Consider the following 20,864-nt stretch of genomic DNA (forward strand, 5'->3'; position numbering starts at 1 on the left):
ATAAGGACTGAGGATTAGCCTTGAGCAGTCGAGCACAACCTCTCGTTCTGTGTTCCCCAGACGATCTGACTCCCGAAGTGCTGACCGCGGTATTGCGTGGCTACGACCCCGGCGTGACTGTCACTGACGTGGGGCTACGGCGGGCATCGCAGGGTACGAGTTCGCACGTTCACCTCGATGTGAGCTATGCTGAGCCGGAAACCGCTCTGCCCCGGCACTTGTTCGTCAAGACGCAGCTCGGCACCGTGCACGATCTGCCGGAGGCGTTTGACGAGTCACTGTCGGCCGGCGGGGGCGGCACCGTCCTACTCAACGATGAAACCCGCTTCTACCGCGACCTGCGGCGGAGCATCGATGCCGAAACGCCGGCTGTTTACTTTGCCGACCACCTCGAGGGGCCGTCGCAGTTTTTGATCGTCACAGAGGATGTGACCGATCGCGGTGCCCGGTTTCCCGACGCCATTGCCGGGCTGACGGTCGATGAAGTTGATGAGTTACTTAGGACGCTCGCCCAAGTCCACTCGGCATTTTGGGGTAGTCCGCGACTGCGCGATCGCGGTGACTTGGGCTGGCTGGAGCACCCGGTGCGTGGCCCGTTCGCAAACTTCCTGCACGCCAACGGGTTCGCCATCATCCGCGCGTTGCTGGAAGTGCCTTATAAAAAGAGGCTGCTGCTCGAGGTTGCCGGCGTGGACGCCGACACGATGGAGAATACTTTCTGGCGGCTGGCCGAACACTTTGCCGAAGAACCCCTCACACTGCTGCACGGTGACCCGCATCCTGCAAACACCTACGTCCTGCCCGACGGTCGAGTCGGGGTCCTTGACTGGCAACTGGTAAGGCGCGGCTCATGGGCACATGACTTCGGCTACGCCCTGGTAGCTGCCCTGGAACCGGAGCTACGCCGGGCGTATGAGCGCGAGTTGCTCGACGGCTATCTGGCGCGATTGCAAGCTGCTGGCGTCGAGGCGCTGCCGGACCGTGAATACATGTGGATCGCCTACTGCCGCACTCCGGCATGGGGATTCTGCATGTGGGCCATCACCCCGGATGAGATGTACTCGACCGAGCTGGTCACAGCCGTCCTCCGCCGGTTCGCGGTGGCCTACGCCGAGCTGGGCACCGCAGAGCTGCTGCGCTGACAAATGGGTAGCGGAGCCTGCCTTGTGTTGGACCACACAGTCGATTAATTTGGCACACAGCTGCCAATTACAAGTACGTTAAGACGAGGATCAGGGCGCTGTGCGAATCATCGTTACCGGCGGCAACAGCGGCGTCGGCCGGGCTACGGCGTCGGCAATGGCAGCAGCCGGTCACCAGGTGCTGATCGCTTGTCGCACCGTGGAAAAAGGCGAAGAAGCTGCAGCGGCAATGACAGGCGACGTCGCGGTGCGCTACCTCGACCTGGCCGACCTTGCCAGCGTGCGCAAATTCGCCGATCAGGTCGACTTCGTCGACGTTCTGGTGAACAACGCAGGCGTGCTCGGACTTCCCCTGACCCGGACCACGGATGGCTTCGAAGCTCACATGGGCACCAATCACCTCGGCCACTTCGCGCTGACCTGCCTGCTCGGCGACCGCATCCGCGACCGCATCGTTGTCGTCGCCAGCAGTAATTACGCGCTGGCACGCATCCAGTTCGACGACCTGAACTGGCAGCACCGCCGCTACAACATGTGGTCGGCGTACGGCGAATCGAAACTGGCCAACCTGTTGTTCGTCGCGGAATTGGCTCGCCGGGGTCGGCGCGCGTATGCGTCCGATCCCGGCATGACCGCCACCGACATCACTCGCGACGGCACGGGAGTGCTGCGGTGGGCCGGCAAAACCCTGGCCCCGCACATCGCGCAGAGCCCGGCTAACGGGGCGCGCTCGACGATCCAGGCCATCACCACCGACCTGCCTAGCGGAACATACATCGCGCCGCGGGGGCTATTTCACCAGTGGGGTAAGCCCAAGCCGACCAAGCTCCTTGCCAAGGCTCGCGATCCGCAGAGCGCGCGCCGGTTGTGGAATCTGTCCGCCGAGCTGACGGGCTGCGACTGGAACACCATAAAAGAGGCGGTATGACCGATCAGCAGCCGCTGTGGCAATGTCCCGTGGAGACCCTGGAACTAAACTCTCCATCGGCTCCCGCGTTGACACACTTTCATCAGGTCGACGCTGTCCAGGACCGGCTGCGGCCGGTGTTTCGCAACACCGAGGGCGACGGCTACTGGATGTTCACCGACCGCGCGGTGATTCTGGACGGCCTGCAGCACCCGGAACTCTGGTCGAGCAGCGTCATCGTCCCTACCGAACCCGATCCGCCATACAAGTGGATCCCGATCATGATCGACCCTCCCGAACATTCGAAGTGGCGCCACCTGCTCGCCGAGTACTTTTCTCCCGGTCGGGTCAAAGGACTTCGTGGTGAACAGCATCGGCTTGCGGGGGAGCTGATCGAGAAGATCGCCCCGCAGGGGGGATGCGATTTCGTTCCTCGGGTTGCCCGCGTTTTCCCCTCGATCGTGTTCCTGAAGATCATGGGTATGCCGGTCGATCATCTCGACCAGTTTTTAGACTGGGAGGATAAGATCCTCCACCAGCAGGGCGTCGGTGAGCAAGTCAACGCCGCGCGGTTCGAGGGCATGCAGCAAGTGATGGGTTACTTCGCTGGGCTGATCGGGCAGCGTCGGATGGCGCCGAATCCGGACGCCGACGATATCGTCAGTAGGGCAATCGGCTGGTCGATCGACGGCGCCCCGGTTTCTGACGGGGATCTGCTGAATTGCCTGTTGTTGTTGTTCATGGCCGGACTCGATACGGTAGCCAGTCAGCTGTCCTACGCCATGCTGCATTTGGCAACCCACCCTGCCGACCGGGCACGGATTGTCGCCGAACCCCAGGTGATTCCTCGGGCGGTCGAGGAACTGCTGCGAGTCTACCCAATCGTGCAGACCGCTCGTAAAGCCACCCGCGACATGAATTTTCACGGCTGTCCTGTGAAAGCAGGCGACATGGCCGCCTTTCCTATGGCCGCCGCCGGCCGCGACGAGACTGCCTACCCTGATGCGCGTCGCGTCGACTTCAACCGTGGGGTCACGCACCACCTGTCCTTCGGCGCCGGACCGCACCGATGCCTCGGGTCACACCTGGCCCGGCAGGAACTCGCGGTCATCCTTGAGGAGTGGCATCGCCGCATCCCCGAGTACGAGGTTGTCGAACAGCCCGTTGAGCATGGCGGGCAAGTTTTCGGCCTGGACTCCCTCAACCTGCGTTGGGACAGCTGACTCTCAAGCACCGGCTGGCCGATCAATGAGCATCGACAAGCCGTCCAAGATCCAAGCCGCCGTCAAACCACGATGAACTCGGGCACGCGAAAGCCGGTGTCCCCCAGATCGACGACACGCATTCGCACCGGTTGTCCGATCCGGACCTCGGCGGGATCGGCGGCAATGATCGCGTTGATCCGCAAGCCCGGCTGTTCGGCGAGCTCGACGATCCCGATCACGTACGGGGGTATGCGCCCCGGCACCAGAGGCTGACGCACGACGATGTAGCTAAAGATCGTGCCCTCACCACTAACCTGCTCGAAATGTACGGGCCCACCAGTGAATCGGCTGCGTTCCAGTGGGGGATGAATCCACTTGCCGGTGTCGTCGCACCGACACAGCATCAACTTGCCCTCTTTCAGCCCCTCCCAGAAGGGTGCAGTGTCCGGATCAGGGACCGGGACTGGCGGTACGAGTGGGGAGTTGGTCACGGCTTCTCCCGGCTGTAGATGTTGGCGCCACCGAATGGTCCCCCGCCGGCGGTCACGAGTGCCAGTTGTGCATTTTCGACCTGGCGGCCGCCAGCGGCGTGACGTAGCTGTAGCGCCGCCTCGTAGTGGTGGTTGAGGCCATGAATGTAACCCTCAGACAGCAGCCCGCCGTGTGGGTTCACCACGACGTCACCGCCGTACGTGGCCCGGCCGGTGGAGAAGAACTTGCCGACCTCGCCCTTTTCGCAAAATCCGAATCCCTCCATGGTGGCCATCACGGTGTAAGTAAAGCAGTCATACATGCACGCGACGTCCATGTCTGTCGGCGACAAACCGGTCTTTTGCCAGATCTTTGGACCTGCGCTGCGGGAGTACATCTCGGTGGGGTCATCCCAGATCGTCCAATTCGCGCCGCTCTGTGAGTTCGACGACCCGACTAGCCACACTGGCGGCTGTGCGGCATCAGCGGCGACGTCCTCACCGGCGACCAGGATCGCCACCGCGCCGTCGACCTCCGACGTGCAATCGAGAACTCGGAACGGTTCATTGATCCAGCGGGACGCCAGATAGTCGTCCATGGTGAGAGGTTCCCGGCGGAGGGCGTGTTCGTTGGGTCCGGCGTGTTTACGTTGGGTGATTGCAATCTGTCCGAGATCTTCACACGTCGAGCCGTATTCGTGCTGGTGGCGGCGGGCCCACATCGCGAACCACTGCGGCGGAACCAGGAAGCCGGACACAGCGTCAAACTGATTGTCGTGATCGAGTTGCATTGCACCCTGGATGGTTCCGAACCGGTAGCCGGAGCGACCGTTGAGCGACCGATACACCAGCACCGCTCGGCACAACCCGGCCTCGATCACCGCGGCAGCGGTGGCGATCTGGTCGGCCACCATGTTGCCGCCACCGTACATCGCGTTGGCCCAGGCTAATTCGTCGATACCCAACGCCCAGCCCACGTAGATGGGTTGCTCCGAGTCATTGACCATATACGTGCAGATCCCGTCCACGTCAGCCGGGGTCAGTCCGGCGTCGGCAATCGCATCTCGGCATGCGGCGACGGCCATGCCCCGCGTCGTGCGGCCCGAGTTGCGGGAGTACGCTGTACGGCCGATTCCGATTACAGCACAGGTCATGTCGATTCTCCGTTTACTTTGGTGCCGGTTCGCGCGGCAGGCCCAGGATGCGCTCGGCGATGAGGTTTCGCAAGATCTCGCTGGTGCCACCGGCGATGGTCAAGCAGCGGCTGAACAGGTAGTCGTGCACCACTTGACATTCACCGCCAAGCAGTACGGCAGGTCCAGCGATGCGCAGTGCCAATTCGGCGACACGCTGAGCGTGTTCGGCTCCAAAGAGCTTGGCGATGTTACCTTCGAAACCCGGCCCGGCCGCGAAGACCGCCCGGGCCGCCTGCCGAAGGTTCAGCGCCGCGAGGGCATATGCCTCAATGAGCAGCGCGCCGACCTCGCGGGCTAGTCCGATGTCATCGGCGTTGTGGCGCAATAGTATGTCGAGCAAGCGATCGGCTTGGAGCGTCACCGAGCCGCCACCGATCGACACTCGTTCATTGCCGAACGTCGCCATTGCAACAGCCCAGCCAGCGTTGACCTCGCCCACCACGTCTGAGTCGGGAACGAACACCTCGTTGAGAAACACCTCGTTGAACAACGCTTCACCGGTGATCTCCCTGAGCGGGCGGATCTCTACGGCGGGATTGTCGAGATCGATGATCATCGCCGTGATCCCTTTATGTTTGGATGCATCGGGGTCCGTCCGCACAGTGGCCAGGCCCCGCTGACAGTTTGCAGCGTCGCTGGTCCAAACCTTCTGCCCGGTGACCAGCCAGCCGCCGTCGACCGGCTGCGCCTTGGTGGCGACCGCCGCCGCATCCGAACCCGCGCCGGGCTCACTGAACAGCTGACACCAGCGGATCTCACCTTCAAGGCTGGGCCAGATCAGTCGCTCGATCTGCTCGGCGCTGCCGTGCTGGAGTAGCGTCGGCACTACCCATTCGCCAAGCCCGAGGCTCGGCTTGTCGAGGCCAACTAACTCTTGTTCGATGACGAGTTGCTCGACGGGATCGGCGTCTCGACCGTAGGGCTTGGGCCAGTGCGGTTGAAGGTAACCGCTGCGCGCCCAAATCCTTCGTTGCTGCTGCGGGTCGGCCCTCTCGAGTTCGGCACGGAAATCCCTTGCAGCCTGCCGGTATTGGTCGGCGACTGCGGGCAATTCCACTGCATGGGAACGGCGCGCGCCACTGCGTTGCAACTCGACGACTTTGTTGCGCAATACATCTGGCCCACCGGCGAAGGCCAGCAGCACTGTCGCGCGCCGAATGTACAGGTGCGCGTCATGTTCCCAGGTATAGCCGATACCGCCGTGCACCTGGACGTTGTTCAGCGCGACCCGCTGGTACGCCGGTAGCACGTGCCCAGCTGCCATCGTCACGGCTAGCTCAGCCTCTGGGTCGCGAGACCGCGCGGCATCCCAGGCGGCGGCCACCGCGAGTTCGGTATCCATCAGCATGTTCGCGCAGTGATGCTTGATGGCCTGAAATGACCCGATGGGCCTACCGAACTGCTCGCGGGCGCCGCTATACACCTTTGCCATCTCGGTACAGGCGCCCAGTCCGCCCACTGCCTCGGCCGTGGCGAGCAGCCGCAGGATCCGCGTGGCATCGCCAGCTGTGTTCGCAAACACGTCGGCGACCGGCGCTGACGACAGCTTGAGGACCGCAACGGCTCGCACCAGCTGATCAACGGAGTCCGTGCGGCGCGCAGCTACAGCGTCTCCGTTCTCGACGAGTACCATGTCGTTGCCTGCCGGGACGAGGAAGAGGTCAGCCGCCGGCTCTGCCAGTGCGGCAATCGCTTCCGCAGCAATTGTCGAACCTGTCAGGACCGCACCGCCGTTCGTGGCGATTCCTGCGACGACGTCACCGGAGACGAGCTGCGGGAGCCAGCGCTCTCGTTGCTCGTCGGTGCCGGACAGGGCAATCAGCGCAGAGACCGCGACCGTCGGCAGGAGCGGCCCACCGATCGCCGCTCGACCCAATTGCTCCAACACGATGGTCAGCTCCGGCAATCCATAACCCTGACCACCGAACTGCTCGTCGACGTGCAGGCCAAGCCAGCCGGCTGCGACGATATCCTTCCAAAGCGGGTCGTCGAGCCACCAGCGCCCCGCAAGGTCTCCGTCGAGCAGAATACGACGCGCCGCGGCCGTACCGCCGTGACGCGCCACTAGCAACCGCGCGACCTCGGCCAGTGCGAGATGGTCTTCGGTTATCCCCAATGGCATTGGCTGGACTCCGTTCTGGTCACCACGGGTTGCCGAAGCGGTCGCGGAAAGTCATTGACGTCGCAGGCCGACGCCGTGGCGGGGACAGTTTCTTTGCCGGACGACCGAGGTAAACGGCCGCCATTGGAAGCATTGTGTTCGGCAGCGCCAGCTGTTCTCGCACGCGGTCGATACCGAATGTCGTAAGACCCGTGGTGAGGCACGAGCCGTAACCGAGGTCGGCGGCCGCCAGTAACAGGTTCTGCACGGCAGGGTAGATCGAAGCCGGCGCATAGATCTCTTCGACTCGCGACAGATCGGCACAGACCACTACAACTACCGGCGCCGCGGCGAGACCGCCGCTAAACCCTTGGTCGAGGTCGGCGAATAGAGTTTCGTCACTTAACTTCCCGCGGATGAAGTCCTTCCCGCCTGCGTTCCATGTTTCCGTCCACCAGTCCGCCAGGCGCGCCCTGATCCGCTCGTCGGTAACTACGACGAACGCCCACGGTTGGGTGTTCTCGGCGCTCGGCGCATGTACCGCCGCGTCCAGTATCTGCTCGATGTGGGAGTCAGGAACCTTGCCGACTGGGTCGAATCGTCGGCACGCTCGCTGCGCAAGTATGACTTGGAGTAGCTCAGCCATTATGGTCTGCTAGGCGGCGTTCGCCACGCGGCGTCCAACCAGTCAGCGAGATCGTGCTCAAGTCCAGGGTCTCGCCCAGGGTCAACTTGCCATTCATGACCCGTGCCAGGAATTCCTTCATCACCGCGTCGGGGTCTCGGTCAAGTTCGTAGACCACCAGGTAGCGGTGGGTCGGCGGAGGCAGTTGCGCGGGAAGGTCGTCGTCCTCGGGTACCGTGACCTCCGCGAGATCGTAACGCTGCGCGGCAATTACGCCGGGAACGTCGAGAACTTCCGGCACGTGCTTTGTGTCGTACCACTCGTTGAAAGCATCGTCTTGGTCCTCAATCGGATTTGTCAACACGAGGAACAGGTTTTTCGCCACCGGCACCCCTTTCCGCCAGGGCCCTCTCGAGGGCTATTACGAACCACAATATGGCAGTCGACTGTCATGGTCAATCAGGCTCCCGCCAAGTTCGAGCGCTCGAGATACGCGTGCCCGACTTCTCCGTCCCACTCGACTCGTGCCCAGCTGACGGTGTAGGCCCGTGACGCATCCATGACCCCGTACGGCAACCCGTCGGCCATTGAGATCCACAATGACGATCGCACGGTGCCGTGAATCGGGAGGTGTCCTACCAATTCCAGCCTGTAGGTTTCGCCAGTGCGCATCAGCACCGCCGGTGGCGGAGCCCGATTGATGTCGACATGACGCAGTGAGCCGTCCTCAACGACGTATGCGCCCTCCAATGTGACTCGACCGTCCGGGGCCCAATACCGGCACATTCCGAACGCACGGCCGCTCGCCATTACGGCACCGGTGATCACATGACCGCCCCACGTGGTGAGCGTGCTGGCGTCGCGGGGGCCGCGGGAATGATCGCGCCAACCGCCTCCGTCGAACTCGGTTATCACGCCGTCAATGGCGAGCTGGCCGGTGACCTTCGTCAGTTGCTCGTAATGCTCACGCGCCCAAGATTGTTCGGCCATGCCAGTGCCCGTCTTAGTGGGGGGAGCACCCTCGGCGTCCCAGACCGGTGTGAGGCACTCGACATCCAGGTCCAGCTGCACGTGGCTCTTCGGACCGTCGGTGATCAAGCCGGTGCGCATCGCCTCATACGAGGAGCGCACACAGAAACCGTCGAAACTGATATGCCATTTCTGGAACGGCTGCTCGCAACGGAACTCGAGGTTTGCGCCGCCGGGTTGCCGTTCCTGCGGCGTGCGGTGGTATGCCCACATTGCTAGTACACCGTGCTCTTCCGGAAGTGCGATCAGCACTCGGTCTTCCCACATCTCCCAGATATTTGCCACCGTGCCCAGATGTAGCCACAGTCCGATGTCACGTTGCGGATCGTATGAGGTGAACAGCAGGTTCTCGGTCCAGCCGGGGATGTCCGGCGGGGTTCGGACGGTGGCCTCGCGCGCCTCGGGCAGGCCCGAGGACAGGTCGTTGGTCGCAGCTGTCATGATGACCCCCTAATGCCTGGCCGACTGCCTCAGCACGGCTATCTCGCCCGTCATTCCGTCAACACGTACGACGTCTCCGGTGCGCAGCGCCCGAGTGCCGTTACCGGTGCCCACGACACAGGCGATGCCCAACTCACGCGCGACGATCGCACCGTGGCTCGCGGGGCTGCCGATGTCGGTGACGAGTGCCCCGGCCAGCGAAACCAATGCGGTCCAGCCGGGGTCGACGAACTTGCACACCAATACCTCGCCGTCTTCGAGGCAATCCTGGGAATCCGCGTCGAGGATGACTCGCACGGTTCCCTCGAAAACCCCGGGGCCAGCGGGTGTTCCGCGTACTGCACTGTTGTCGCCACTGGCTCCGTCGGCCATCCGGATCGGGGTCGGCATACCGGTGAACACGTGGGGGATCTCGATATGCCGGTACTCCTCGCGCCGAGCGCGGCGGAAGTCGACCAGCTCGCGCACGTTGGTCGGCAGCGGGGCAGTCAGCTCGTCGACGGTCAGATAGAACGTGTCATCCGGCCGGGCGAGGATTCCGGCGGCGGCCAGATCTTGTCCCATCGTGCTCGCGGCTGCGCGGCACCCGTCGATGGCGGTCAGGAACGCGGCCTTGGTGAGCTCGACCGAGCGCACCTGAACGCCGGCAAACCTTAGCAGCCGGCGCAACAGCGACCTCCGAACCGCTGAAAGCCCGGTCAGCAGCTCCTTCTCGGCTCGCTCCCGGGCGGCAACTGCGCGCTTGGCGCGCAATAGCGGCCGCTCGTCGTCGGAACGAGCCGCGTGCGACCCTGCCGCGCGCAGCACGGCACTGGGATCCTCCCGCCAGGAATGCCCGATCACGTTTCCCTCGTTGGGCCCATGGAAGCCGTGCCGCATGAGAAATTCGCCGATCTCTAGCTTGCCGCGGCCCAACGACCACACGTCGTCGGCCAGCGCTGTCTCGATAACTCCGCCATAGCCGGCCAGCAATGCCGGCACCAGATCGTTGCGGCCCAGCCGCTCGGCGATCGAGGTCACCCGCGACCGCAACGCGTTCAAGATCAGCCGGGTACGCACGTGCACGCGCATCGCCGTGCAGAAGCGGGCTGCCGAATCAGCAAGCAACACAGCGGAGTCCGTCCAGTTGCCGGCCAGCACCGTGGATCGCCACCAACGCATCTGCGCGGCGTGCATCCGGCGAGGCGCCGTGCGTTCGCGGGCCAGCGCGATGGGCGCCTTGACGGCAACGATCGGAAGCCGTGCTGGATCGCTCTTGGTCGGCGTGGCGTCCGGGCGGACCGAACCCAGCAGGTCGCGTTCGAAGTCGTCGCCGGTCATCCCGGGCAGCAGACCCGCCAACTCCCGGGCACGATCGACGTTCATCGCCTGCCTGCCGAAGAAGCATGCCGTGCTCCACTGGTTCGGATCGTTCGGCACCCGTAGGGCGGAGCGGGGCAAAACGCCGAAGTCGTAGAGGCCGCCGCGCGACGCGAACTCTACCCCGGCACCCCATAGGGCCCAGCACAGCGGCGACAAGATGTCTGGGGTGGCTTCGCCGACATTGGTCAGAGTCCACAGCCGGTTTGGCTCGCTGGTCCCGCGGATCGGGTCGGTGAGAGGCGCGACACCGCCGACGTTCTTCATGGGCCTCCTAATATGACAGATAACTGCCATTCTTACCGTACCACCGCACGCTATTGACTATGGCAGCCGACTGCCATATGGTTCGGGGTCACACGGCCCCGCGCCGTCTCCCGCGGTAGTGCCGTGCGCTTCCGGGACGAAACGGAGAGGGCCCGCAATGAGATTCGCCGTCTATCTGCCGAACTGCATGCACGTCGCGGCGATCACCCAACCGTGGGAACACGAGCTGACCGGTCTTGAGATCGCCGGCGTCGCGAAACGTGCCGAGCAGTTGGGCTACTCGATGGTTTTCCTGCCCGAGCATTTCCTGACCCCGCGCGGACACCTCGAACTGTCAGGCAACCACTACTTCGACGCCACCACCGCCCAGGCGTTCATCGCGGGCGCCACGTCGACGATCAGGATCGGCTCGATGGTGACGATCTTGCCGCTGCACAATCCCGTGATCGCCGCCAAGTCCATCGCTACGCTCGACTGGTTCAGCGGGGGCCGGGCACAGGTCACGATCGGAGTCGGCTGGCTCAAGGAGGAGTACGACGTTATCGGAGTACCTTTCACCAAGCGGGGCCGGATAACTGACGAGTACCTTGCCGCGATGTTCGAGCTTTGGGGCAGCGACAGCCCGAGTTTTGACGGGGAGTTCGTGAAGTTCAACGATGTGGCCTTTGGGCCCAAACCAATTCAGCAACCTCGCCCGGTGGTATGGATGGGCGGGGATGCGGATGCGGTGCTGCGCCGGGCCGCGCGGTTCGGCGACGGCTGGGCGCCGTGGCTGACAAAGCCGGACGAACTGCCCGCCAAGATCGACTATCTGCGCTCTCAGCCAGGTTTTGACGACCGGCCGTTCTCCGTTTTCTATAGCCTGGCTGTGTTGTCCATCGGGGAACAGCACGCGATCGTCGAGGACTCGAGGGCGCACTACGGTCAGAGTGCTCAGCAGGTGATTGACACCTGCGGCCGGCTTGCCGAACTGGGGGTCACCGACACGTGGGTCAATCCGCCGCCGCTCGACGACTTCAACGCCTACCTCGACCACATGCAGTGGGTGGCCGAGGAAGTGATTCCCAAAGTAGGCTGACCGCCTGCGGTGTCAGCCGATGACCAGGGGCACCGCGTCCAGGCCAAGGGTGCCGTTGGGCCACGGAACCCTGGGATCGGCATCCGGGGCCAGTGAGTACTCCGGTATCCGGTTGTGCCACTCCTCGAGAATCAGCCGCAGCTCCAGCCGCGCGAGGTGCGAGCCCAAGCACCGGTGCGGACCGCGGCCGAACGCGAAGTGCGGCGGACGTTTGTCCAGATGTACCCGTTCTGGTTCTTCATAGACCTGCGGGTCGCGGTTGGCGCAGCCGTAGCTGACCAGCACGTCGGTGTCCTTGGCCAGCGGACAGCCGGCAACCTCAACGTCCTCGGTGATGACCCGCGGTGCAAAAGGAACCGGCGGATCGACCCGCAGCTGCTCTTCGATGAAGTACGGAATCAGCGAGTAGTCGTTGGTGATCTTGTTCCGTAACTCGTTGTCGACGGCGAGTCTCGCGAAGGAGAAGCCAAGGGCAGCGGTGACCGTGTCCAGTCCGGCAAGCACAAAAAGAAAGCACAGACCCAGGATTTCCGCGTCGGTCATGCCGCCTTCCTCCTTCAGGTCGACTAGCTGCGATAGCAGATCGCCGCCGCCGGAATTGGCGCGCCGCTGTGCGATGTGCTCGCTGAGATAGGTGTAGAGCTGCAAGGCGTGGTCAAGCACCTCGGGGGTCGGCTCGGCGCTGGCCGGATCGGTGAACTCGAGAATGGAATCCTTCCACTGCACTAGCCGGTCGCGGTCCTCGAGCGGCAGGCCGAATAGCGTCAGGAACACCTGCGACGGGAACGGGGTGGCCAACTCAGCGACAATGTTGCAGGACCCCTTCACCTTGATAGCGTCGATCAGCTCGCCGGCCTGCTTGCGAAGCTCCGGCTCTCTCTCGGCCATCTTCTTCGGGCTGAAGAACGGATCCAGCAGGCGGCGGAACCGGGTATGGTCCGGCGGGTCGATCGCTATCGGTACCAGCGGCACCGGGCTGCCGAGCCTGTCGAAGGCACGAGCCGACGAGAAGATGCCAGGATGCTTGGCCGCGAAGTCGACCGCTGCGGCGCTAGCCATCACAACCTGCTGGCGGCCCCGCACGACTTCGCCACGCTGACGCAGTTCCCGCCAGGCACGTGCCCGGTCCTCGTGGAACGGAAGATCGTCAACGCTGAAATCAGATTCGGTGGCGCCATCCGTCATGGTGGAACACGATCCTCTCTATGCAACCGGCCCACACCGCCGTAAGAACCAAACTTGACAGTAGGCTGTCAATTCTGAGAATTATCGTCCGGCTGTCGTCTGGTGTCAACGGTCCACCTGCGTGCCAGCTGTGTTTACGGTGTGGCAATGCCCGACGCGGCTCCGGTGGTGGACCGCTCTGTTGGAAGCGGTCCTGAATCGGTTCAGCGCCAAGCGGTACCAAACGACCACCCGACGAGATCCCTGAGATGCTGGTGCCCGGCCGCGGACCTTCTTTCAGCAATTCCCACAACGCAATCGGCGCTGTTTCGGCTGGTACAAGTTCATCAACGCTTTCACCGGAGGATGCGACAGCCGGGAGGGGCTATCGTCGCCCGGCCATCCAGTCGTTGTGCTGCACCGGGAATCCGCCTGCTACCGGTCGTCGAACCTGGTGCCGTCCGGGCAGGAACGTGGAGTACCCGGCCCACACAACTGCGTGCGCAGGTACGTCGGATAAGGCTGTGTGGGCCCCGCATAGAGCCCCGCGAGGTTGAACGGCACATCATAGACGCCGATCGCCACCACGTGCAGGAAGCCGGTAACCGCCAAAACCCGCAATATCGCCTTTATACGTGACCCGGCCCACCGCAGCGTCTCGACGCCTGCCTCGACGCGAATCTGACCCTGCTTGTTTCGAAAGAACATCAGAGCGCCACTAGAGGTCAGCACCAGCGACCAAAGTATGGGGCCGTACAGGGGAATCTGAACAGTCTGACCCGCCCAGAGTGTGACACCCGGGATGGCCGCGGGATAACCTACCAGGCCGTTGTGCACCGCAAAGATCTCTAGCGGGAACTCGATGACATAGACCGCGAGCCAGCCGCAGCAGAAGGTGCGCACCGGTCCCAGCGCTGGCCATTTGGCCCGGGCTCGCCCCATCGCCCAGCGCGCAATCATTCCCATAGCCAACGGCATCCAGATGTAGATCATCCCGATCATCAGCACCGGCTCGGCCATCAACCGTCCGTCCGGGCTGAGCCAGCCCGGAATGTTCTCGGTCCAGTTGCCGAAGTTGACCAGGCCGGCGTTGTAGAACAATGTGGGCTGGAACCAGTTGATCAGGGGGTCGTGCCACCAGGCGACTGTCGACCCGATGACGATGGCGGCCTCGACGCACAGTTGGCGTTCACGCAGGCTTTTGCGGACGACGTAGAAGACTGCGGCGACAGCGAAAACCGGGCACAAGACTTGGAAGGCGGCCATCGCCGCACGCGTACCCGCTGGGATCCGGTCGGGGCCGGCACTGACGGGCGTGGCATCGCCCGAGACGATCCAGGCGGTGTACACGTAGGCGGCGGCCATGACACACACCACGCCAATACTCGACCAGAACAGCACCGGGCGAATCGTCTTCGGCTTTGGCGGTTTGGACTCGGCCGGCGCGAGAGGAACTACTTGGCCAGGGCCCTCGAGATTTGTCACCGGCCAACCCCCTTTGAGCACAGTAATTGTCTAAAGATGGCAGTTAACTGTCATAATGTCAATGTTCGGGTGGTCGCCGCGCAGAATGTTGCCGTCCGGGTGCTGTTGCGTGCGCAAGCACTTGACGAAGCCTGGGCGGACAAGCTCCACGGACACTTCTGTTGTCCGGATACGCATCCCACGCGTCGATGCCGCCGTTAACATCGAGTTCAGGTGACTATGGGCACCCACGCTGCGATGCAGTCCCAGATCGGTGACTCGCGAAATTGGGCCCATGGCAGGTATTTGGCGACAGCGCTTTGTTGCTCGTCCGTTTCGAGCCCCTCCGCCACCGTATGTGCTTTCCCTCGCATGCAAGCCGCTACGTTCTGATCAATTGGAAGCCTGCGCGAACACGTTTTCGGAATCCGGCAGATTTAACAGTTTCGAACGGGTTGGTCGCTGGGGCGTTGACGGGGACTTGATCCTGTTGTGGGCCGGCGCGCCGGATGATCCGCTGGTCACTGGAAGCCTCGGTACGCGGCCTACTTAACGATGAATTTGGCACCTCTGCCCGAAGAAGTTCCCTGGCTGGCTCTCCGATGGTATGCACACGCGTGCCGGGTCAGCCCGCTCGGTGGATCCCGAGATCATCTTTTCTGACGAGCCCAACTCCAGTTTGGGCAGCACGGCGCCGGAGAACATCGGCGTGCTGTTTGGGCACAAGCTGGTGATGTTCGGGCCTCGTGAAGTGCTGCTGACCAGCGGCGAGCCGGCTGTCCGGCAATTGGTCAACGGCCGTCGCACCGACCCGATCGAGATGCGGAGTAAAAGACGAGGCGACCATGGCCGAGAGCGGCGTAGGTTTGCGCAGACCTGCACCTGCTGCCCGAGAGCGCCCAGAAAGCGATCCTCGACTCGCTGGACGGCACGCATAATTACCCGGCACACGAGTTGAACGACGAGCTGGGTGCCGGTCGTCAGCGGGGCGACGAGGCGCCGACCGCCGCGATGCCGACCCATCTGTTGTTGCATTACGGCTGTTGCACCGTGCGACTAAATGAAGGTCCACAAGTTGACGCAGAACCCAGGCTGCGAACGCTAGAAGATACCAGTTATATAGTTTACGGTCTTGGTTTATGGCGATGGCGGTGCACTGTCCAGTCAGGTCGGCAGGTCGACACGGTGTTGGTCGGCACGGACTTGGTGGCGATGAGGTTGGCTGTCTCGTCAAGGCGCTGGCCGCAGGCCATCGGTGGCCGCTGATAGCGAATATCGTCGCCATGTTTGCCCTCTACGGGGTCGTGTTGACCCTGGCGCCGTTAGCACATGCCAAACCGGCCCCCGAAGTCGAGTATCTCTATGACGTGGCAGTGCGACGCCATTACAACTTTCCGGATAATGACGCTGTCGGGTATGGCTACGGCATCTGTGACAAGGTCGCGCAGGGCGAAAGCTATGCGCAAATAATGGGTGACGTGAAGACGGACGTCACTCCGAATGACGAGTTTGCCGCCAATTACCTGGTCTCTTATGCGGTCGATTTATTGTGCCCTGCGGAGATCTGGCAGCTGAGAAATTCTGCAGCTGGCTATCAGCCGCCGGCCGGAGAAACCGCTCCTGCTACCTATTACTAGCCCGGATTTTTCGTCGAGCCTGAGCGTGGCGTTGTAGCGAGCCTGCCTGGATGTGGAATGTGGTGTGGGCTTGTCGGGGTGGTTGATCGGGGTGTCAGGTCTGCACCTGCGATGGGCGGATGGTGGGTTGAAGTACCCCAGGTTTTGTTCCGATGGCCAAGCCCGGAGGTGTGGTGTATGAGTTCGCTCGATCGCGTGACCCTTCGGTGGGCAGTTTAGACGGCATGGGGGGCTGGGGCCCCGCTCGCATGTGAACGTGGGTTGCCGTCAGGGAGACGGGTCCTGGCCGGTAGAGCCATAGATGTGGGGGGCCCAGTGAATCGTCAGCGCACGAGTGTTGGTTTGGATGTGCACGCACGGTCGGTGGTGGCGTGCGGGCTGGACCGGGAAACCGGGGAGGTGTTTGAGCGCCGGTTGACGCCGGATCACCAGGACATCCTGGAATGGGTTAGGACTTTGCCGCAGCCAGTTGCGGCGACGTATGAGGCCGGCCCGGCCGGGTTCGGGTTGGCCTGAGCGTTGGGGCTGCAGGCATCTGCTGCGTGGTGGCCGCGCCTTCGAAGCTGGTTCGCCCGGCTGGGGATCGGGTGAAAACTGATGCCCGTGATGTCCAGCATTTTGCCAGGTTACTGCACCTGGGCCAGATCGTGGAAGTAACGGTGCCCACGGTGGCCCAGGAGGCAGGCCGCGATCTGGTCCGGGCGCGCGAAGATTGCCGTGGAGACTTGATGAGTGCCCGGCATCGATTATCGACACTGCTTTTGCGCCAAGGGATCGTCTACTTCGGCGGGAATGCCTGGTCGCAACGGCATGAGCTTTGGTTGCGCGCGCAGCGTTTCGACAACACGGGCGCTGCAGCTGGTCTATGACAGCGCCTTTGATGCGCTGCTGGCGTGTCTGGACCGGCGCAACCGCCTCGATGAGGCGATCACCGCGATGGCCGCCCACAGCGAGTTCACGCCGGTTGTCCGCCGTCTGAGCTGTATGCGCGGGATCGCTACCTAGACTGCGTTCGGGCTTGCCGGTGAGATTGGCGACTGGTCTCGGCTGACCGGTCGTAGCGTGGGCGCTCATCTGGGTCTGGTACCCGCCGAATACTCCTCCGGAGCTACCCGGACCCAAGGCGCGGTGACTAAGACCGGCAATGGTCACGCCCGCCGCCTGCTGGTCGAGGCGGCCGGCATCACCGGCCTCGGTACCGCCCCAGTGCGGACCCGCGCCTGAGGCGTTTCTGACTTAACCGCAGGGATAGCGTGAGAAGTTACCCAACTCATGGCGTCTCTCCGGTGGGGTTAGGAGGTCGCCGCGAACGGCGTCGACGTAGTCGGCACCGGTGAAGTCACGTCCCCGCCAGGAGCCGGCGCTTCGCTTCAGGGCGGCCATCCTCGCTTCCTTCCGCCGGCTGCCGTACGTACTGCGGATGGCCCGGCGGATCAGCTCTGACCGGGACGCGCCGCTTGCTTCGGCGGCGCGGTCGAGAAGTTCGACTTCCTCGTCGTTCAGCGTTATCTGCGTGCGCATTACATCGTCATACATCTAGCGATGTCAGTCCATTGCTGGACTTGCATGCTCGTGCCAGTGCTCGAGCGTCGAGCTCACGCCGCACTGACGCCGAGCCCTTCGAGGCGGCGACTTCGCTGGGTCAGGGACAATACGGAAGTGCGCTTCGTCCGATTCCCCGTGGCCGTCCTCGCTGTGATATGGGGTATGAGTTGTGGTGCACGGGCTAACGCTGACGTGCCGCCCGTCGGTGCGAAGGCTCAAGCTGCGGGATTGGTTGACGTGAGGAGCGTCGTCCCGGATTCGGTCATCGAGTTGCGCTACGCCACACCAAACAATTTCACCGGCGCACCGCTGTATCCCGCCGATGCGCGCTGCCTGGTTCACGAATCCATGGCATCGGGCCTCGCGACGGCCGCCGACATATTGCGCCGACAGGGGCAGTCGCTGGTCTTTTGGGACTGCTACCGCCCGCACGATGTTCAGGTGCGGATGTTCCACGTCGTGCCCAACCCGGCGTGGGTCGCGCGACCGGGCCAGTATGCGCACAGTCACGAGTCGGGACGTTCCGTCGATGTGACACTTGCGAGCGGACACTGCCAACAAAGGGGCGGACGCTGCCTGGTCGATATGGGAACCGACTTCGACGACTTCACGCCTCGCGCCTATGCATTTGCCAGCCAAGGTGTTAGTGCGGACGCCCTGGCGAACAGGGCACGACTGCGGGATGTAATGAGCGCCGGCGGATTGACCGTGTATTCCGGCGAATGGTGGCATTTTGACGGTCCAGGCGCCTCGGTCGATCGTCCCATCCTCGACGTGCCGGTCGACTAGAAAGCCAGGAGCGGCATGGTGGACTCCGAACAGCTGGCCATTTACACCCACGGCCACCACGAGTCGGTGCTGCGTTCGCATCGTCAACGCACCGCGGAAAATTCCGCCGGCTACCTATTGCCGCATCTTCGCTCCGGCATGTCGCTGCTCGACGTCGGCTGCGGACCCGGGACGATCACCGTCGACCTCGCCGCACGAGTCGCACCCGGTCCGGTCATCGCCGTCGACCTGACTACTGAGGCGCTTGACGTGGCTCGCATCGAGGCGCAATCGCGCAACGTATCGAACATTTCCTTCGCGATAGCCGACGCCCAGGCGCTCGAATTTGCCGACAACACTTTCGATGTCGTGCACGCGCACCAGGTGTTACAGCACCTCGCCGACCCGGTGCAGGCACTGCGAGAAATGCGTCGAGTGTGCGTGCCCGACGGCATAGTCGCCGCCCGAGATGCCGACTATGCGGGCTTCATCTGGTATCCCAAGTTCCCAGCTTTGGATCGGTGGCTGGATCTCTACGAGCAGGCGGCCCGTGCCAACGGTGGCGAGCCCGACGCGGGCCGGCGCCTGCTCTCCTGGGCTCAAGAAGCGGGATTCGAGGACATCACGCCGACTGGCGGAATCTGGTGCTTCGCAACGCCTGACGACCGCGAGTGGTGGGGTGGCATGTGGGCGGATCGCATTCGGCAGTCGGCCCTTGCCGACCAGCTCGTCGAGTCGGGGATGGCCACGGCGACGGAGCTGACCGAAATGTCGTCAGCCTGGCGGGAGTGGGCTGCTGCGCCTAACGGCTGGCTGGCGATTCCGCACGGCGAGATCTTCTGCCGGGCATAGGAAATCCGCCGTACAGCTGCTCGAAGGCGTGTGCGACGCGCAGCACCGTCGCGTCGTCGAAGCGCTTGCCCATGATCATCATCCCGACCGGCAGGTCGTCGAGCAGGCCCGCGGGCACCGAGATTGCCGGGTGGCCGGTGATGTCCATCGGTGCGGTGTTGATTGCTTTGCCGTGCGCGTTTGCCAGCAGCGTGACATCCTGCGGGCCGCCGGCCGGAAGGAGGTCGGCAGTGTCCGGTACCGTCGGCATCACCAGTACGTCGTAGTGTGCCAGCGCGTCGTCGTACGCCGCGCGCACATGCGGCACCAGATTGCGCGCCTTCGCATAGCACGCACCACCAAGTTTTCTCAGGCCGTAGTGGCCGCCAAGTGCCGTCGCCTTGACGGTGCTGGAGAACTGATCGGCCTCGATCAACCGCTGACGTGCGAAGTGCGCCATCAGCTCGGGGTCGTACAGACCGTCCACACCCAGGCCGTAGCCGTTGCCGTCCAGCATCTGGTAGCTGGCGCCGTCGGTGATGATCACAGTGAATACATGAAACGCGTTGCGGTGCCAGGGCACGCTGATCTCGCCGACTGTGCAGCCGATTTCGGTGAACCGTTGCGCCGCCGACCGGACCAGCTCGTCGACCTTCGGGCGTGAGCCGGGCTGGCCGAATCCCTCGCTAAGCAGCCCTACTCGCAGTCCGGCGACGTCACCGGTGAGCGCGGCGCGGTAGTCGACAAACGGAACGTCATGTCGCTGACGGGGATCCCGGCCGTCCGACCCGGCGAGCACCGTGAGCAGCAGCGCTGCGTCGGACACGGTAGCCGTCATGGGACCGAGGTGATCGATCGTGCGCTCGATGGGGAACGCACCGGTGTAGGGCACCAGGCCGTACGTGGGTTTGTGCCCGACGATGCCGCACAGCGACGCCGGGATCCGCACCGACCCGCCCTGGTCGCCGCCGACGGCCACATCGACCTCCCCGCTCGCTACGAGCGCCGCGCTGCCGCTAGACGATCCGCCCGCCTCGCGCGCCGGATCCCACGGGTTGCGCACCGGCCCGCAGGCCGAAGTGAAGCTGGACCCCGAGCAACACAAGTCCTCGCAGACACTCTTGCCGGCGATGATCGCCCCGGCATCCAGCAACCGTTGCACGACCGTGGCATCCCGGCCGGGGATGAATTCTTCCACGGCCCGCGACCCGTTCATCATCGGGATCCCGGCGACGGCGATGTTGTCCTTGATCGCCACCCGCCGGCCTGACAGTGGTCCGTCGGCACCGGATGTGATGTCGGCAGTGACATACCAGGCGCCCAGGGGATTGTCGGCCGGGAAATGATAGGCCCGCTCGGGCGTGTCTGGCCGGGCGAACCTGTGATACAGCTCCTCGACCGCGTCGTAGGACGTCAGCATGTGTCCGGCGGCTGCGGTGAACGTCGCCAGCTCATCGGCTTCGAAATGGAATCCGAAATGCCGCGCCGCCGCGGCGACATCTGCTTCCGAGGGCCTGGGAATCACCATGCCGACCTCCGTGTGCCCGGTGAGCCTCCGATTGTGCGGGTTGTGTTGGTTTATACGCGACGCGCCAGCGCTCTTTCGCCTGCTCAGCACCCGGTATTGGCATTCTC

18 protein-coding genes and 2 pseudogenes are annotated in these 20,864 nt (G+C 63.6%); 9 read left to right on the forward strand and 11 right to left on the reverse strand.

Translation table 11 applies throughout. From position 1 onward, the window contains the following. The first annotated feature begins 113 nt into the window (after positions 1-113). The 3 genes from MHEC_RS03915 (at position 114) to MHEC_RS03925 (ending at position 3,272) form a co-directional block, all read left to right on the forward strand. Positions 114-1,142, forward strand: coding sequence for a phosphotransferase (locus tag MHEC_RS03915; RefSeq protein WP_372507383.1), 1,029 nt, complete (start codon positions 114-116; stop codon positions 1,140-1,142). Between the two features lie 100 nt (positions 1,143-1,242). Next, positions 1,243-2,070, forward strand: a complete 828-nt coding sequence (locus tag MHEC_RS03920) for an SDR family NAD(P)-dependent oxidoreductase (RefSeq protein WP_048889864.1) — start codon at positions 1,243-1,245, stop codon at positions 2,068-2,070. Further along, positions 2,067-3,272 carry a cytochrome P450 gene (locus MHEC_RS03925; RefSeq protein WP_048889865.1) on the forward strand — a complete coding sequence of 402 codons (1,206 nt, stop codon included), beginning with the start codon at positions 2,067-2,069 and terminating at the stop codon, positions 3,270-3,272. The genes MHEC_RS03920 and MHEC_RS03925 overlap by 4 nt, the downstream gene beginning before the upstream one ends. Before the next feature lie 62 nt (positions 3,273-3,334). Here the strand turns inward: MHEC_RS03925 and MHEC_RS03930 are convergent, their stop codons facing one another. From MHEC_RS03930 to MHEC_RS03960, 7 genes are all read right to left on the reverse strand, one after another. Further along, positions 3,335-3,745, reverse strand: a complete 411-nt coding sequence (locus MHEC_RS03930) for a Zn-ribbon domain-containing OB-fold protein (protein WP_048889866.1) — start codon at positions 3,743-3,745, stop codon at positions 3,335-3,337. After that, positions 3,742-4,878, reverse strand: a complete 1,137-nt coding sequence (locus tag MHEC_RS03935) for a thiolase C-terminal domain-containing protein (protein ID WP_048889867.1) — start codon at positions 4,876-4,878, stop codon at positions 3,742-3,744. The genes MHEC_RS03930 and MHEC_RS03935 overlap by 4 nt, the downstream gene beginning before the upstream one ends. A 13-nt stretch (positions 4,879-4,891) precedes the next feature. Beyond that, complete coding sequence (locus MHEC_RS03940; RefSeq protein WP_048889868.1) at positions 4,892-7,042, reverse strand: acyl-CoA dehydrogenase; 2,151 nt, start codon at positions 7,040-7,042, stop codon at positions 4,892-4,894. A 19-nt stretch (positions 7,043-7,061) separates the two neighbouring features. Next, complete coding sequence (locus MHEC_RS03945) at positions 7,062-7,667, reverse strand: nitroreductase family protein (RefSeq protein ID WP_048889869.1); 606 nt, start codon at positions 7,665-7,667, stop codon at positions 7,062-7,064. Next, complete coding sequence (locus MHEC_RS03950) at positions 7,660-8,031, reverse strand: DUF4286 family protein (protein ID WP_048889932.1); 372 nt, start codon at positions 8,029-8,031, stop codon at positions 7,660-7,662. Before MHEC_RS03950 ends, MHEC_RS03945 begins: the two co-directional genes overlap by 8 nt. A gap of 74 nt (positions 8,032-8,105) precedes the next feature. Beyond that, the gene (locus tag MHEC_RS03955; RefSeq protein ID WP_048889870.1) at positions 8,106-9,116 is read right to left on the reverse strand and encodes a DUF7065 domain-containing protein; all 1,011 of its coding nucleotides are present in this window, start codon (positions 9,114-9,116) and stop codon (positions 8,106-8,108) included. 9 nt (positions 9,117-9,125) lie between these two features. Continuing rightward, positions 9,126-10,742 carry a PEP-utilizing enzyme gene (locus tag MHEC_RS03960; protein ID WP_048889871.1) on the reverse strand — a complete coding sequence of 539 codons (1,617 nt, stop codon included), beginning with the start codon at positions 10,740-10,742 and terminating at the stop codon, positions 9,126-9,128. Positions 10,743-10,899: 157 nt separating this feature from the next. On the opposite strand from MHEC_RS03960, the gene MHEC_RS03965 reads away from it, so the two are divergent. Next, a complete protein-coding gene (locus MHEC_RS03965) occupies positions 10,900-11,820 on the forward strand; it encodes a TIGR03619 family F420-dependent LLM class oxidoreductase (RefSeq protein WP_048889872.1) in 921 nt (306 codons plus the stop codon). Between the two features lie 12 nt (positions 11,821-11,832). Here MHEC_RS03965 and MHEC_RS03970 read toward each other — a convergent pair whose 3' ends face one another. Continuing rightward, positions 11,833-13,005 (reverse strand): cytochrome P450, encoded by a 1,173-nt coding sequence (locus MHEC_RS03970; RefSeq protein ID WP_048889873.1) that lies wholly within the window; start codon positions 13,003-13,005, stop codon positions 11,833-11,835. Positions 13,006-13,419: 414 nt separating this feature from the next. Further along, a complete protein-coding gene (locus MHEC_RS03975) occupies positions 13,420-14,385 on the reverse strand; it encodes a spirocyclase AveC family protein (RefSeq protein ID WP_048889874.1) in 966 nt (321 codons plus the stop codon). Between the two features lie 640 nt (positions 14,386-15,025). On the opposite strand from MHEC_RS03975, the pseudogene MHEC_RS23940 reads away from it, so the two are divergent. From MHEC_RS23940 to MHEC_RS03985, 3 genes and pseudogenes are all read left to right on the forward strand, one after another. After that, a pseudogene (locus tag MHEC_RS23940) lies at positions 15,026-15,411 on the forward strand (ABC transporter ATP-binding protein); the annotation flags it as partial. 320 nt (positions 15,412-15,731) lie between these two features. Then, entirely contained in the window at positions 15,732-16,085 is a 354-nt protein-coding gene (locus MHEC_RS03980; RefSeq protein ID WP_048889875.1) for a DUF732 domain-containing protein, read from the forward strand. Positions 16,086-16,400: 315 nt separating this feature from the next. Beyond that, positions 16,401-17,311: pseudogene (locus MHEC_RS03985) on the forward strand (IS110 family RNA-guided transposase); the annotation flags it as partial. Between the two features lie 10 nt (positions 17,312-17,321). Here the strand turns inward: MHEC_RS03985 and MHEC_RS03990 are convergent. Beyond that, positions 17,322-17,606, reverse strand: a complete 285-nt coding sequence (locus tag MHEC_RS03990; protein WP_048889933.1) for a ribbon-helix-helix domain-containing protein — start codon at positions 17,604-17,606, stop codon at positions 17,322-17,324. 186 nt (positions 17,607-17,792) lie between these two features. On the opposite strand from MHEC_RS03990, the gene MHEC_RS03995 reads away from it, so the two are divergent. Beyond that, positions 17,793-18,419, forward strand: coding sequence for a M15 family metallopeptidase (locus MHEC_RS03995; RefSeq protein WP_071700065.1), 627 nt, complete (start codon positions 17,793-17,795; stop codon positions 18,417-18,419). 15 nt (positions 18,420-18,434) lie between these two features. Beyond that, positions 18,435-19,250 (forward strand): methyltransferase domain-containing protein, encoded by an 816-nt coding sequence (locus MHEC_RS04000; protein WP_276000202.1) that lies wholly within the window; start codon positions 18,435-18,437, stop codon positions 19,248-19,250. Here the strand turns inward: MHEC_RS04000 and MHEC_RS04005 are convergent. Continuing rightward, positions 19,201-20,757 (reverse strand): amidase, encoded by a 1,557-nt coding sequence (locus MHEC_RS04005; RefSeq protein ID WP_048889877.1) that lies wholly within the window; start codon positions 20,755-20,757, stop codon positions 19,201-19,203. The genes MHEC_RS04000 and MHEC_RS04005 overlap by 50 nt on opposite strands. Positions 20,758-20,864: the final 107 nt, after the last annotated feature.

Origin of the sequence: Mycobacterium heckeshornense, assembly GCF_016592155.1 — a bacterium.
Classification (GTDB): domain Bacteria; phylum Actinomycetota; class Actinomycetes; order Mycobacteriales; family Mycobacteriaceae; genus Mycobacterium; species Mycobacterium heckeshornense.